Source organism: Spongiactinospora rosea (genome assembly GCF_003315795.1).
Lineage (GTDB): Bacteria > Actinomycetota > Actinomycetes > Streptosporangiales > Streptosporangiaceae > Spongiactinospora > Spongiactinospora rosea.
Genome location: NZ_QMEY01000012.1, coordinates 143,830 through 156,594, shown reverse-complemented (window position 1 = coordinate 156,594; position 12,765 = coordinate 143,830). Strand labels below are relative to the sequence as shown.

General features: G+C 70.9%; 15 protein-coding genes. 12 read left to right on the top strand and 3 right to left on the bottom strand.

The annotated features are described in order from the left end of the window. Positions 1-111 precede the first annotated feature (111 nt). Both DP939_RS25680 and DP939_RS25675 read left to right on the top strand, forming a co-directional pair. The gene (locus DP939_RS25680; protein WP_113983337.1) at positions 112-774 is read left to right on the top strand and encodes a response regulator transcription factor; all 663 of its coding nucleotides are present in this window, start codon (positions 112-114) and stop codon (positions 772-774) included. Then, positions 771-1,847, top strand: coding sequence for a sensor histidine kinase (locus DP939_RS25675; protein ID WP_113983336.1), 1,077 nt, complete (start codon positions 771-773; stop codon positions 1,845-1,847). Before DP939_RS25680 ends, DP939_RS25675 begins: the two co-directional genes overlap by 4 nt. On the opposite strand, the gene DP939_RS25670 is transcribed toward DP939_RS25675, so the two are convergent. After that, complete coding sequence (locus tag DP939_RS25670) at positions 1,820-2,287, bottom strand: DUF6194 family protein (protein WP_113983335.1); 468 nt, start codon at positions 2,285-2,287, stop codon at positions 1,820-1,822. The genes DP939_RS25675 and DP939_RS25670 overlap by 28 nt on opposite strands. Before the next feature lie 87 nt (positions 2,288-2,374). Here DP939_RS25670 and DP939_RS25665 point away from each other — a divergent pair, with 87 nt between their 5' ends. The 3 genes from DP939_RS25665 to DP939_RS25655 are packed head-to-tail and all read left to right on the top strand — an operon-like array spanning position 2,375 to position 4,469. Then, a complete protein-coding gene (locus DP939_RS25665) occupies positions 2,375-3,070 on the top strand; it encodes a MerR family transcriptional regulator (RefSeq protein WP_113983334.1) in 696 nt (231 codons plus the stop codon). Positions 3,071-3,122: 52 nt separating this feature from the next. Further along, on the top strand, positions 3,123-3,449 hold the full coding sequence (locus DP939_RS25660; protein WP_113983333.1) for an FKBP-type peptidyl-prolyl cis-trans isomerase: 327 nt from the start codon (positions 3,123-3,125) through the stop codon (positions 3,447-3,449). 36 nt (positions 3,450-3,485) lie between these two features. Then, positions 3,486-4,469 carry a threo-3-hydroxy-L-aspartate ammonia-lyase gene (locus tag DP939_RS25655; protein WP_113983332.1) on the top strand — a complete coding sequence of 328 codons (984 nt, stop codon included), beginning with the start codon at positions 3,486-3,488 and terminating at the stop codon, positions 4,467-4,469. Here DP939_RS25655 and DP939_RS25650 read toward each other — a convergent pair. Next, entirely contained in the window at positions 4,460-5,077 is a 618-nt protein-coding gene (locus tag DP939_RS25650; RefSeq protein ID WP_199565409.1) for a TetR/AcrR family transcriptional regulator, read from the bottom strand. The two genes, DP939_RS25655 and DP939_RS25650, sit on opposite strands and share 10 nt — an antisense overlap. Positions 5,078-5,152: 75 nt before the next feature. Here DP939_RS25650 and DP939_RS25645 point away from each other — a divergent pair, with 75 nt between their 5' ends. Together DP939_RS25645 and DP939_RS25640 are read left to right on the top strand one after the other, a co-directional pair. Beyond that, on the top strand, positions 5,153-6,097 hold the full coding sequence (locus tag DP939_RS25645; RefSeq protein WP_113983330.1) for an ATP-binding cassette domain-containing protein: 945 nt from the start codon (positions 5,153-5,155) through the stop codon (positions 6,095-6,097). Then, positions 6,094-6,840: an ABC transporter permease gene (locus tag DP939_RS25640; protein WP_113983329.1), complete on the top strand. Its 747-nt coding sequence runs from the start codon at positions 6,094-6,096 to the stop codon at positions 6,838-6,840. Before DP939_RS25645 ends, DP939_RS25640 begins: the two co-directional genes overlap by 4 nt. Before the next feature lie 10 nt (positions 6,841-6,850). On the opposite strand, the gene DP939_RS25635 is transcribed toward DP939_RS25640, so the two are convergent. Further along, positions 6,851-7,771, bottom strand: coding sequence for an LLM class flavin-dependent oxidoreductase (locus DP939_RS25635; protein ID WP_113983328.1), 921 nt, complete (start codon positions 7,769-7,771; stop codon positions 6,851-6,853). 486 nt (positions 7,772-8,257) lie between these two features. Between DP939_RS25635 and DP939_RS25630 the strand changes: the two genes are divergently transcribed. The 5 genes from DP939_RS25630 to DP939_RS25610 all read left to right on the top strand — a co-directional run bounded on the left by DP939_RS25630 (position 8,258) and on the right by DP939_RS25610 (position 12,515). Continuing rightward, positions 8,258-8,737, top strand: a complete 480-nt coding sequence (locus DP939_RS25630) for an SH3 domain-containing protein (RefSeq protein WP_113983327.1) — start codon at positions 8,258-8,260, stop codon at positions 8,735-8,737. 91 nt (positions 8,738-8,828) lie between these two features. Then, positions 8,829-9,545, top strand: a complete 717-nt coding sequence (locus DP939_RS25625) for a hypothetical protein (protein WP_199565408.1) — start codon at positions 8,829-8,831, stop codon at positions 9,543-9,545. Between the two features lie 197 nt (positions 9,546-9,742). Then, a complete protein-coding gene (locus DP939_RS25620; RefSeq protein ID WP_113983326.1) occupies positions 9,743-10,795 on the top strand; it encodes a DUF5753 domain-containing protein in 1,053 nt (350 codons plus the stop codon). A gap of 68 nt (positions 10,796-10,863) precedes the next feature. After that, positions 10,864-11,655 (top strand): SAM-dependent methyltransferase, encoded by a 792-nt coding sequence (locus DP939_RS25615; protein WP_113983420.1) that lies wholly within the window; start codon positions 10,864-10,866, stop codon positions 11,653-11,655. Positions 11,656-11,813: 158 nt separating this feature from the next. After that, the gene (locus DP939_RS25610) at positions 11,814-12,515 is read left to right on the top strand and encodes a methyltransferase (protein WP_113983325.1); all 702 of its coding nucleotides are present in this window, start codon (positions 11,814-11,816) and stop codon (positions 12,513-12,515) included. Positions 12,516-12,765: the final 250 nt, after the last annotated feature.

Sequence of the window (12,765 nt, the reverse complement as noted above, 5' to 3'; positions counted from 1 at the left end):
CCCAGCAGCGTCGCACCGGCCGCGACCGGGCTGAGACCGGCCGTCTGGCATCGTTGCGGGCATGGCACCTCGACCCGGCGGCCCCGTCCGCACGATGACCGGCGGTGCGCGGTGAGGGTCCTCGTCGTGGAGGACTTCGAGGTCCTCGCCCGCTCGATCGGCACCGGGCTGCGCCGCGAGGGCATGGCCGTCGATGTCGTCCTGGACGGTACCGACGCCCTCGACCGCCTGGCCGCCACCCGCTACGACGTGGTGATTCTCGACCGCGACCTGCCCGGCGTCCACGGGGACGACATCTGCCGGCGGCTCGCCCACGACCGCTGCCCGAGCCGCATCCTGATGCTCACCGCCTCCGGCACGATCGAGGACCGCGTGGACGGGCTCGGCCTCGGCGCGGACGACTACCTGCCCAAGCCGTTCGCGTTCGCCGAACTGGTCGCCCGCGTCCGCGCCCTGGCCCGTCGCGCCACCCCGCCGCTGCCGCCCTCCCTGACCTGCGGGGACATCACCCTCGACCCGGCCCGCCGGACCGCCTTTCGGGCCGGTCGCCGCCTGGAGCTGAGCCCCAGGGAGTTCGCCCTGCTCGAATGCCTGCTCGCGGTGCCCGGCCGGGTCATCTCCGCCGAAGAACTGCTCGAACGCGTCTGGGACGAGGCCGCCGACCCCTTCAGCAGCGCCGTCAAGCACACTGTGCACCGGTTGCGCGCCAAGCTGGGCGACCCGCCCGTGATCGAGACCATCCGCGAGGGCGGCTACCGCCTCGGACCGTCATGACCCCCCGGCGATCCCTCCAGACGCGGCTCGCGCTCGCCTACGCGGCGGGCATCTACGCCGCCGGGGTGCTGGTGGTGGTGCTGGTCGACGTCCCGCTGGTGAGCGTCCACGCAGCCATCCCCGCGGGTGGCCCTTCGTCGAGCACGGCCGCCGGGCCCGGGATCGGCCTGCCTCAACTGCTCATCGGCTCGGCGGTCGCGCTGGCCGTACTGATCCCCATCGCGCTGGCGCTGGGCTGGTACGTCGCCGGGCGGTTCTTGCACCCGCTGCGCGCCATCACCGCCACCGCCCAGATCATCTCCGCCGGGGACCTGCACCGGCGGCTGGACCTCGGCGCGCCCACGGACGAGCTGACCGAACTCGGCCACACCCTGGACGACCTGTTCGCCCGCCTGGAGGCGTCCTTCGACGCCCAGCGGCACTTCGTCGCCAACGCCTCCCACGAGCTGCGCACCCCGCTCGCCGGGCTGCGCACCCTCCTTGAGGTCGCGCTCGCCGACCCCGACGCCGACGCCGCAGCCCTGCGCTCGGCCTGTCAGGAGGCCCTTGCCCTGGGCGAACACCAGGAGCGACTGGTCGAGGCGCTGCTCACGCTGGCCACCAGCGAACGCGGGGTGACCCGCTGGGACACCCTCGACCTCGCCCAGGTCGCCGCGCACGTACTGGCCGCACGCCGTGGCCAGGCCGCCGAGCAGGGCATCGACCTCGCCGAGGCCCTGGGGCCCGCGGTGGCCGCCGGAGACCCGAGGCTGATCGAGAGCCTGATCGCCAACCTGGTCGACAACGCCGTCCGGCACAACCATCCGGGCGGGCAGGTGGAGATCACCACTCGGACCTCCGGCGCGCAGGCGGTCCTCACGGTCGCCAACACCGGGCCGGTCGTCCCCGCCGGCCAGGTCCGGCGCCTCTTCCACCCCTTCCAGAAGCTGGCGCCGGACCGCAAGGGGTACGGTCTCGGCCTCGCCATCGTCAACGCCGTCGCCCAGGCCCACCACGCCGGCCTCACCGCCGCCGCCCGCCCCGGGGGCGGCCTGTCCATCACCGTTCAGTTCGGGGCGGCGCGTCGTTCGTAGCGGGCGCGGGCCAGGTCGTACGCCGTGCGCAGCAGCTCACGGGCGGCCGCCTCGGTACGCGGGCCCGGGTTGAGCACCGCCAGCCAGCCCATCGTGCCGTAGAGGGGATGCGCGATCAGGGTGTCGGTGGCGCTCGGGTCCTGGCCGGTGGCCGGTTCGCGTGGCGTGTGACCGGTCCACCGGACGAACTCCTCCTTCCCGGCCGCGATGTTCACCCGGAACACGCCCTCCCGCTCCAGTCGTGATGTCTCGTCGCCGGGGTAGTTCTTGGTCACGACCGTCGCGAACGGCTGGGTGTTGGTGGGGGTGACGCCGTCGGGCGCGTAGTAGAAGTACGTGTCGCCCCAGCTGACCTCCGGGGAACCGTCGCCGGGCCGCGGCCTGAGGGTCAGGACACCGTCCAGGGCGTCCACGAAACCGATGATCTCTTCCATGGTCATGTGCTCTAGCGTTGCATTGAGGTGCTTGTGGAGACTTCGCAGCGGAAATGAAGGGGTTTCGGGGTGTCAGGTCTCAAATCGGGGGTCATGCGGACCGTCGATGTCGCGCGGCGGGCAGGATACTCCGTCCAGCAGATCCGCAACCTCGAACGCGACGGCGTGCTGCCGCCCGCGACGCGCACGGCCACCGGCCACCGCAGGTACGCGGAGGTGCATCTGCGGTCCGCGCTGGCCTACCGCGCCCTGGCGGCGGGCGTGGGCCCGGTCGAGGCCAGGAAGATCGTCCAGGCCGTCCACCGGTCCTCGATCTCCGAGGTGCTGGCCCTGCTCGACGCGGCGCACGCCCGGCTCGACACCGAGCGCGCCGAACTCCGGCAGGCGAAGGAGGCCGCGCGGGCGATCTCCGGTGAGCCGATCGCGGACGTACGCGCGTCGGACGCGATGAGCGTCTCCGAACTCGCCGCCGCGCTCGGCGTGCGTCCCTCGACACTGCGGCACTGGGACGCCGAAGACCTCGTCGTCCCCGACCGCGACCCCGTGCGGGGGACACGCCGGTACACCCCCGCCCAGGTGCGCGACGCGCGGATCGTGCACCAGTTGCGCAGGGCGGGCCACCGCATCGCACCGCTGCGGGCCCTCATGCCGGAACTGCGTGCCGGCCGCAGGTCCGCGGACATCGCCGCCGCGCTGGACGCCAGAGACGCCGGCATCACCGCCCGCTCCAAGTCCCTGCTCGACGGGGCCGCCGCCCTGAGCGCCCTGCTCGCGCCGCCGACCGGATAGCCTCGTTCGGCAAGTAGTCTGGACGCTGATCATCTATAGGAAGGCGGCACGCATGGGTGTCACGATCGAACGTCTGTCCCCTGGAGACGGAGAGCACTTCCCCCAGCGCGGCGACGACGTGACGATTCACTACGTCGGGACCCTCGAAGACGGCACGAAGTTCGACTCCTCCCGCGATCGTGGGGCTCCGTTCGAGACGAAGATCGGCGTCGGCAGAGTGATCAAGGGATGGGACGAAGGCGTGCCCCAGCTCTCGGTCGGGGAGAAGGCGATCCTGGTCTGCACGTCCGACTACGCGTACGGGGCGCAGGGTTATCCGCCCGTCATTCCGCCCAACGCCACGCTGCGCTTCGAGGTGGAGCTCATCAAGATCAACTAGGGGGCGTGCCGGTCGTCCCGGTACGGAGGAGGCGTCATGGCCATGCCGTTGCCCGTGTCGTTCGATGACGTTCGCGAGGCCGCCGCGCGCCTCGCCGGAGTCGTCCACCGCACCCCCGTGCTCACCTCGCGCACCCTGAACGCCCTGACCGGCGCAGAGGTGTTCATCAAGTGTGAGAATCTTCAGCGGGCCGGCGCCTTCAAGCTCCGTGGCGCCTACAACGCCGTCTCCCGGCTCACCCCGGAGCGACTGGCCAAGGGCGTCGCGGCGTACAGTTCGGGCAACCACGCGCAGGCCACCGCCCTGGCCGCCCGCGAGCTCGGCACCAGCGCGGTCATCCTGATGCCCGCCGACGCGCCGGGTTCCAAGGTGGCGGCCACCGCCGGGTACGGCGCGGAGGTCGTCACCTACGACCGCTACGCCGAGGACCGCACCGCACTCGGCCGCGCGCTGGCCGAGGACCGCGGCCTGACGCTGATCCCGCCCTACGACCATCCGCACGTCATCGCAGGTCAGGGCACCGCCGCCGCCGAACTCCTGGACGAGACCGGCGAACTCGACGCCCTCGTGGTCCCGGTCGGCGGCGGCGGCCTGATGGCCGGCAGCGCCATCGCCGCCAAGGCGCTCCACCCCGCGATCCAGGTCATCGGCGTCGAGCCGGAGAGCGGCGACGACACCAAGCGTTCGCTGGAGAGCGGCCGGCGGGTCACCATCCCGGTCCCGCGTACGATCGCCGACGGCCAGGCCCTGGCCACTCCCGGCGAGATCACCTTCGCGATCAACCAGCGCCTGGCCGACGCCGTCGTCCTGGTCGGCGACGCGGAGATCGTCGCGGCCATGCGGTTCGCCTTCGAACGCCTGAAGATCGTCCTTGAGCCCAGCGGGGCCACCGTCCTGGCCGCCCTGATGGCCGGTCGCGTCCCGGGCGCGCCGCGCCGGATCGGCCTGATCGCCTCCGGCGGCAACATCGACACCGGCCGGTTCGCCGAACTCATCGGCGCACACCCGGGTCAGCGGTAGGCGCGCAGGAACGCGTCCACCCCACTGGCGACGATCGCGGGGATCTCCGCGCCCGCCGGGTCGCTCCGGAGCGCGTCCAGGGCGAGCAGGACGGTCAGGGCGGTGAAGTGCCGCACCGCCCAGTGGGGGTCGCCGGTCCGGATCTCGCCGTCCGCGGCGAACTTGGCGAACCGCTCCTCCAGGATGCCTTCGGGCTGCTCGCGCGCGAGGGCGGGCACCGGCGGGGCGGGCCACGTCTGGGAGGTCAGCCGCCGGAAGGTGACATAGTCGGAGGACGGGAACGTGTCCGTCGCCACGCGCATCGCGAAGGCCGTCAGCGCCTCGCGCAGGTCGCGTCCCGCTGTCAGCTCCTCATCGATCGCCGTGCGCACGGTCGCCAGCACGGCCTCGTGGACCCGCGCGAGCACGCCCTGGAAGAGCGTCTGCTTGTCGCCGAAGTGGTCGTAGACCGTGCGTTTGGACACCTTCGCCCGCGCGGCGATGGCATCGACGCTGGTGAGCTCGTATCCCTCGCTGACGAACAGCGCCGTGGCCGCCGTCAGGATGTCGGCGCGCTTGCGCTCGGACCGCTGCCGCCTGCCGGGCGTCTGGGGGCTCGTCCTCACCATCGCAATGTTCCCACTCTTCTCTCAGAGAGCTCTAAACTACACTGTGTAGTGTGCTTTTCGGAAGGGAGCACACACATGCCGATCACACCACCGCCGAGAGCCCGCGCGGCCGGCATCCGGGCGCAGGGTCTCACCAAGCGATACGGGACCGCCACCGCGGTGGACGACCTGTCCTTCACCGCCGCACCGGGCGTCATCACCGGATTCCTCGGTCCCAACGGCGCGGGCAAGAGCACGACCATGCGGATGCTGCTCGGGCTGACCCGGCCCACCAAGGGAAGCATCACGATCGGCGGCAAGCACATCTCCGAGCTGGCCGACCCCTCGCGCGCGGTCGGCGCGCTGCTGGACGCCCGCGCGGTACACCCGCACCGCACCGCCTTCGACCACCTGCTCGCCATCGCCCAGACCGCGGGCCTCGGCCGCGAGCGGGTCGGGCAGGTGCTGGACCTCGTGGGGCTGAGCGGTTCGGCCACCCGGCGGGCGGGGGAGTTCTCGCTGGGCATGAACCAGCGGCTCGGCATCGCGACGGCCCTGCTCGGCGACCCGGGCGTACTCGTGCTCGACGAGCCGCTGAACGGCCTGGACCCCGAGGGCATCCGCTGGATGCGCACGCTGATGCGCGACCTGGCCGGGCAGGGCCGCACGATCCTGTTCTCCAGCCACCTGATGTCGGAGATGGAGCTGACCGCGGACGATCTGGTCGTGGTCGGCCGGGGCAGGCTCATCGCCGAATCCTCTCTTGAGGACTTCGTGCGGGTGCACACCTCGCACGCCGTCACCGTCAGGTCCATGGAGCTGAACGAACTGGCGCGCGCGCTCGGCCGGCACGGCATCGCGTTCGAGCCCGCGCCCGGTCCGAGCTTGCTGGTCACCGGTACCGACCCGGGCACCATCGGCAAGATCGCCGCGGCGCAGGGGATCGCGCTGGAGGAACTGGCCAGAGTACGCGAGTCCCTGGAGGACGTCTTCCTGCGGCTCACCCACGATGTCACCGAACACGAAGGCCACGCGGCATGAACCTCCTGCGCTCGGAATGGACCAAGCTGCGCAGTGTCCGCAGCACCTGGATCGCGGCCGTCAGTGTGGTGCTCTCCAGCGCCGTGCTCGGCGTGGTCGGGGCCTCCGACCTGCTCGGCTCCCCGCCCGGCGAGCCGCCGGCGGGCTGGGACCCGACCGCGACCAGCCTGAAGGGGTTCCTGCTCGCACAGCTCATCATCGGGATGCTGGGCGCGCTCAGCGTCACGCCGGAGTACGACACGGGCATGATCGGGACCAGCCTCGCCGCGGTCCCCGCGCGCTCCCGCCTGCTGGGCGCGAAGATGGCCGTGGTGGCGGCGGTCGCCCTCGTCACCGGCCTGGTCACCACCCTGGTCAGCTTCACCGTGGTGCAGCTCATGCTCGCCGGGACCGGCCTGCCGGTGGCGGGCCTCGGCGATCCCGGCGTGGCGGGTGCGCTCGCCGGGGGTGTGCTCTACCTGACGCTCATCGCGCTCGCCGGGGTGGCGGTCGGTGTACTGACCCGATCGACCACCGGCAGCCTGGGCGTACTCGTCGGCGCGCTCCTGCTGATGCCCGCCTTCGCCCCGGCCATCGGCGAGTGGTTCACCAGAATCTGGCCGTTCACGGCCGGTCAGGCCGCGTACACGGTGGTCCCGGTCGAAGGGGCCGTCACCCCCGGCGTCGGGCTCACCGTCCTGATCGCGGCCGTGGCGTGCGTCGCCGTCGCGGGTCATGCGGCGCTCCGGGCTCGCGACGTCTGAGGGCCGCCGGTCAGCCCAGCTCCGGTACCACCTCGGCGGACAGCCGCTCCATCTGCTCAAGGTCGTCGAAGAGCGGGTTCAGCACGATCATCTGTGCGCCCGCCTCGGCGACCGCGCGCAGCCCGGCCACGCAGTCGCCGGGGGTGCCCGCCACCGCGACCGGGGCCAGTCCGGGCCGCCCGGCGTAGCCGTAGTGCTCGTCAAGGGCGTGGGCGATCCGGGTGCGGGCGCGCTCGGCGTCGTCGTCCACGGCGATGTAGACCCGCTTGGCGATCGGAAAGTCGGCGGGGTCGCGCCGCTGTTCGGCGAGCGCCTCCCGGATGATCCGGACATGCTCCGTGAACTGCGCGGTCGTCACCGACCCGGCGCCGATGAAGGCGTCGCCGAGCCGTACGGCACGCCGCAGGGCGTTCGGGTGCCCGCCGCCGAACCAGATCGGCGGGTGCGGACGCTGGTACGGCTTGGGCTCCATCGCCGCGCCGTGCAGCCGCCAGAACCGCCCCTCGAAATCGATGACGGGCAGCGTCCACAGGTCCTTCATCAGCCGCAGCCCCTCGGCGAACCGGGCCACGAAGGTCTCCGGGTCCACGCCGAAGGCCGAGAGCATCCGGCTGCGCCCGCCGATGGCGATGCCGACGTCCAGCCGCCCCTGGCTGAGCTGGTCGAGGGTGGCGATGGCCTTGGCCAGGTGCGCCGGGCTGTGCACGGAACTGATCAGCGTGGCGCAGCCCAGGCGGATCCGGGTCGTGCACGCCGCCGCGAAGCTCAGCGTCTCCAGCGGGCCGAGGTGCGGGTGCGACCCGATCACCTGCTCCGTCGTCCACGCGCCCTCGAAACCGAGTTCTTCGGCGCGCGCGAGGTAGGCGCGCAGCGCTGCCGGGTCGAACGGGCCGGGACCGACGGTCTGTGGGATCGAGATGGCAAGCCGCATGCGCGAACCCTACAAGAACCGGCCCGGCCGCCCTCGCCTCGGCCCGGCGGCCGCCGGGCCGTTGGGGGTGGCCGGAACGCTCGCCTAGCTCGCGCGCCGCTGTCAAATCGAGCTCTTTTTCTGTTTCGTTCCGCCCCCGGTGGGGGGCTCGCATAGGGCACGATTTCTGTCAGGGAAATCCGCCGTGTCCCCCTTGGGGGATCTGAGGCGGGTGGGATTTCCCGTGTGGGCGTCCATCTGCGGTTTCGTCACCAGCGACGGGATGGGAGCGGGATGAGCGGCACGGCGAGGCCAGGGTCGGGGACCGGCGGCGAAGGGCCTGATTCGCCGGACGCGCGGCGAGAACTCGTGAAGTTGCTCCGGCAACTCGGGCGCGTAACCCAGAAAAGGACCCAGCGCGAGCAGGCCGAAATACTCGGCATTTCCGACAGTGCGTGGTCGCGCTATCTCAGAGGGCATATCCCGCCGGACCAGACCTTGCGTTCGATGCTCGATCGTGCGCGGATCCCGGTGCGGCACCACCTCGCCTTCCTCGCCGTCCGCCAGAAGGCGGAGGCCACCGCCCGCCGGTCCGAGGCCACGGGCCGGGAGCCCGCGCCCGAAGCCCGGCCGCCCGAGGGTGGGGGAGGTGCCGCACGGCCGGGGCGCGTGCCGCGCCCGAGGGGTCTGTGGTGGCTGCTGCTCGCCATCATGGCGGTGCCGCTGGCCGACCGGGTCCAGGATTCTCGGCCCGGCGGCCCGCCGAGGCCGTGCGACCGGTTCGAGGTGACCGCGCAGGCGCTGTCCGTGCGCGACCCGCAGGGGGCGCAGACCGGCGAGTACTTCCGCAGGGGCGAGATCCTCACCGTGCGGCTGCGCGAGAACACCTCCGGCGCCACGTACTGGTACGTCACGAGCGATCACGGCCTTGCGGGCTGGGTGCTGCCGTCGCCGGAGTGGTGGCGGCCCATCTGCGGCACGCCCTGAGCCGTCCGACGGTTCTCAATTCTTCGAAGCGCGGCGAACCGGCCGGTGCTCCTTGATTGCATGGTCATCCGATCTATCGAGGAGTGTGAGCGTGAAGTTCGCGTACCTGGGGGCGACGTTGCTGGCGGCCGTGACGGCCACCGCCGCGACGACGGCTCCGGCCCAAGCCGCGGTGACCGAGAACTGGGGCCAGTACTCGCGGATGATGGAACGCAGCGCCGGTCAGCACTGGGCCGATGGCCAGGCGGCGGGGCAGTGGACGTGGAAGCCCCTGTCGGCCGATACGTCGGAGGTGAGCTGGGGCGACCCGAAGAAGTGGCCGCCGAAGAGCGCGGAGAAGTTCATCCACTCCGGTGACTGGGTCATGCTGGACGGCTGGCGGGACAACGGCACGTACTACACGGTCCGCGTCACCAAGGAGCAGATCGGCGACGCCGGCTGCGGAAATCTCCGTACCATCGCCACCTCCGGTCGGCAGCACTACGTGAAGTGGGACATCCCCGGTCAGGCGTACTGCCTGAAGGCGTGGGGGAAGATCACCGAGCAGTCGTCCGGCAAGGTGGTCGACTTCGGCCACACCCAGATCTGGCACCCGCCCGCGCCCTGCTCCAACCGCTACCTGCAGAACCAGACCTGCATCAAGCAGTGGGAGTCGTGGTGGGACAACCAGGGCGAGCCCGGCGGGCCCATCACCAAGAAGCTGGAGCGCGACCAGCACATCGCCCGGGGCAAGGGGATGGCCTTCGTGATCCAGCAGTTCTTCCCCAAGCCGTGGAAGTCGGAGGCGCGCTCGTACTGGAACTGGTGACGAACCGGTGATGAACCGGTGACGACCGGCGTCTGAACGGCGGCCCGCCGCGAACAATGAAATTACTTCAGATTACGCGGCTCATGAGTAATTCGGATGTTCTGGGCGGCATTTGCGCCTTTTATTGGACGTGGTGTGGTTCGTGGTGACACCATTGGCCTCGTCCCCGCCCCCAGGCGACCGAATGGATCCAGGCCATGTCCGACGGCGAGAACGCGCCCGCTCTCCGCGAATTCATCGCCGAGCTGAATCGGGCGCGGTGCGCGGCGGGCCCGCCCACGTACGCGGAGCTGGAGCGGAGGTCCAAGCGCTGCGCGGCCCCCTTCTCCGGGCCCAGGCCGGCGGTGCAGCCGCTGCGGGTGTCCACGACCCACGACATCCTGACCGGGCGGCGCAGGGGGCTGCCGCGCTGGCAGTGGGTGGCGTCGTTCGTCACCGTCCTGCACGTGCTCGCGGCCGATGCCGGGGTGGACCCATCGGCCATCGGCACCCTCGGGGAGTGGAAGGCCCGGCACGAGGCGGCCGGCGCCGCGCTGGACACGGCCAGGCGGGCCGCCCGGGTGCCGGTGCACGCGACCGGCGGGGCCCGGCATGAAGTGGAGGACGAGCGCCGGGAGACCGGCGCGCTGGCCATGGCCAGGCGGTCCGTGGCCACGGGCTGGTGGCGGGCCAGGCATCGGGACGTCGTCGGTGCATGGGAGGAGCCGTGTCTCAGCCTGGAGTCGGCGGCCAACCTCATCCGCGTCTACGGCGGGCACCGCGTCCCGGCGCTGCTCCAGACCAGGGAGTACGCCATGGCCGCGCTCCGGCTGGATCGGCCCGCGCTGCCCGCGCGGTCGCTCGCGCGCCGGGCCGACCTGATGATGCGCCGCCGGGCCGTACTGAGCAGACCCAACTCCGCCAGACTCTGGGCGATCGTCGACGAGGCCGCGCTGCGCGCGCCCATCGACCGCGCCATCATGCGGGCCCAGGTGATCTCGCTCATCCGGAGTTCGGAGCGGCCCGGCATCACCGTTCAGGTGCTGCCGCGGAAAGCGACCGGCGGCGCGGCGGCGGGCGACCCGGTCGTTCTGCTGCGCTTTCCGGAAAGTGAGTTCTCCGATGTCGTTTATCTCGAACACCTGACCGGCGGGCTATACCTCGACAATGCCGCCGACATCAATCATTTCAGTCAGGTGCTGAACCGGTCGGCCATCGAGGCGCTGCGGCCACCGGAAAGCCGGGCGTTCTTGCGGAAGTTCCTCATCTGACGGCCGAGGGGATTACGGTGAGCGACGATGAGCAGGTCTTCCAGTGGCGTGAGGCCGAGAAGGACCTGATGTCGGGTATCGACACGTCGGTGCCGCACTCCGCCCGTATCTGGAACTACTGGATGGGTGGAAAGGACAATTTCCCGGTCGATCGGGAGGCCGGCGACGTGTTCGCCGGGCTCTATCCGGGGATCGTCGACATGGCCCGGGTGTCGCGCTACTACATCGCCCGCGTGGTGAGACATCTGGCCGCAGAGCTGGGCGTACGCCAGTTCCTGGACATCGGCACCGGCCTGCCCAGCCACGACAACACCCACGAGGTCGCCCAGCGCGTCGATCCGCGCACCCGCATCGTCTACGTGGACAACGACCCCATGGTGCTCGCGCACGCGCACGCGCTGCTCACCGCCGGGCCCCGGGGCAGCACCGACTACATCGAGGCCGACCTCAACGACCCCGACACGATCGTGCGCGTCGCGAGGACCAAACTCGACTTCGACCGGCCCGTCGCGATCATGCTGATGGGCGTGCTCGGGCACCTCCCGATCACTGGCCCCGGCGACGACGCCGCCCGCTCGATCGTGGACCGCCTGACGGCGGCCCTGCCGCCGGGCGGCTTTCTCGCCATTTACGACGGCACCGACACCGACCCCGGATACGTCGAGGCGATCCGCCGGTACAACGAGACGGGATCGCTCCCTTACCACCTGCGCACGCCTGAGCAGATCGCCCGTTTCCTGGACGGCCTGGAACCGATCGATCCCGGTGTGGTGCAACTCCAGGAATGGCGGCCCGACCCCAGTCCTTTCGGCCCGTCGGTGCCGGTCGACGCATGGGGCGGGGTGGCCCGGCGGCGATAACGCGCGCCCGCCCCACCGCACCGCCCGCAATGCCGATTCATTGATCATTTCACCGGGCCGCCCCGGCGTCGCCTTTATACAGGGCCGAGAGTCTGCGCGTTCATAAAGGGCTGCGATACTCGCGAGAACGGGAATTCCGGCGAGAATCGAGGTCGATCATGAATGCACGCGGTATCGCCCGGGGCGAGTACCTGCACCGGAAAAACGCCGAGGACACCGACCGCCCGACGGTGTTCACCCTGCTGGATCGGCAGTGGGAGCTGCTGCCGAATGTATTCTCACCGGCCTGCACACCGGCTACCGGGCTCTTCACCACATGGCTGGAATATCCAGCCGGCGGAACCTTCCTGGAAATGGGGTGCGGCGCGGGGGTAACGGCGGTTACCGCCGCGCTGTCCGGGTGCCGGGCGGTCACCGCCGTGGACATCAACGCGTTCGCCGTGGAGAACGCCCGCCGTAACGCGTTACGGCACGGCGTCGCCGACCGGGTCCGCGTCCTGCGCGGCGATCTCTTCGACGGGCTCGGCCGGGGCGAGACCTTCGACGCGATCTACTGGAACTCCAACTTCGTGGACGCCCCACCCGGCTTCATCGACGACACCGGCCTGCACCTCGCGTTCTTCGACCCCGGCTACCGCGCGCACGAGCGGTACCTGCGCGAAGGACCGGCCCGCCTGAACCCCGGCGGGCGGCTGCTGCTCGGCTTCTCCGACGTCGGGAACACCGCGCTGCTGACCAGGCTGGCCAAGGAGTGCGACCTGGAGATGGTCCTCGTGCACGCCGAACGACGTTCATTGGACCAGGACGTCGAGTTACAGATCATCGAGTTCCGCAGGGCGTCGAGATCGGCGGCCGAATAGCCGCGAAATCCGGCGGGGAAGGATTCCGGCGGTCTTTCCCCGCCCCCTCCTGTAACGGCCCCGCGACCACCCGCCGCACTCACCCGCCCGTTCGGCGACACGGAAGGTCGGGTGACCGCTGCCAAGCGACCGTTGACCGATGTGCGCGTCCGTGACCGCTATCCGGGTGCCCATAACGCAATTTATGGTCAGCGTGTCCGTGATCAGGACCTCTGCGTACCACGTTTTCGCGGACGGAGATCACGGGCCA

Excerpts from the sequence above, each read along its gene's own strand:
- DP939_RS25650 (WP_199565409.1), bottom strand. The coding sequence starts at position 5,077 with ATGGTGAGGACGAGCCCCCAGACGCCCGGCAGGCGGCAGCGGTCCGAG.
- DP939_RS25660 (WP_113983333.1), top strand. The coding sequence starts at position 3,123 with ATGGGTGTCACGATCGAACGTCTGTCCCCTGGAGACGGAGAGCACTTC.
- DP939_RS25615 (WP_113983420.1), top strand. The coding sequence starts at position 10,864 with ATGTCGGGTATCGACACGTCGGTGCCGCACTCCGCCCGTATCTGGAAC.
- DP939_RS25655 (WP_113983332.1), top strand. The coding sequence starts at position 3,486 with ATGGCCATGCCGTTGCCCGTGTCGTTCGATGACGTTCGCGAGGCCGCC.
- DP939_RS25630 (WP_113983327.1), top strand. The coding sequence starts at position 8,258 with ATGCTCGATCGTGCGCGGATCCCGGTGCGGCACCACCTCGCCTTCCTC.
- DP939_RS25670 (WP_113983335.1), bottom strand. The coding sequence starts at position 2,287 with ATGACCATGGAAGAGATCATCGGTTTCGTGGACGCCCTGGACGGTGTC.
- DP939_RS25610 (WP_113983325.1), top strand. The coding sequence starts at position 11,814 with ATGAATGCACGCGGTATCGCCCGGGGCGAGTACCTGCACCGGAAAAAC.
- DP939_RS25675 (WP_113983336.1), top strand. The coding sequence starts at position 771 with ATGACCCCCCGGCGATCCCTCCAGACGCGGCTCGCGCTCGCCTACGCG.
- DP939_RS25645 (WP_113983330.1), top strand. The coding sequence starts at position 5,153 with ATGCCGATCACACCACCGCCGAGAGCCCGCGCGGCCGGCATCCGGGCG.
- DP939_RS25640 (WP_113983329.1), top strand. The coding sequence starts at position 6,094 with ATGAACCTCCTGCGCTCGGAATGGACCAAGCTGCGCAGTGTCCGCAGC.
- DP939_RS25620 (WP_113983326.1), top strand. The coding sequence starts at position 9,743 with ATGTCCGACGGCGAGAACGCGCCCGCTCTCCGCGAATTCATCGCCGAG.
- DP939_RS25635 (WP_113983328.1), bottom strand. The coding sequence starts at position 7,771 with ATGCGGCTTGCCATCTCGATCCCACAGACCGTCGGTCCCGGCCCGTTC.
- DP939_RS25665 (WP_113983334.1), top strand. The coding sequence starts at position 2,375 with ATGCGGACCGTCGATGTCGCGCGGCGGGCAGGATACTCCGTCCAGCAG.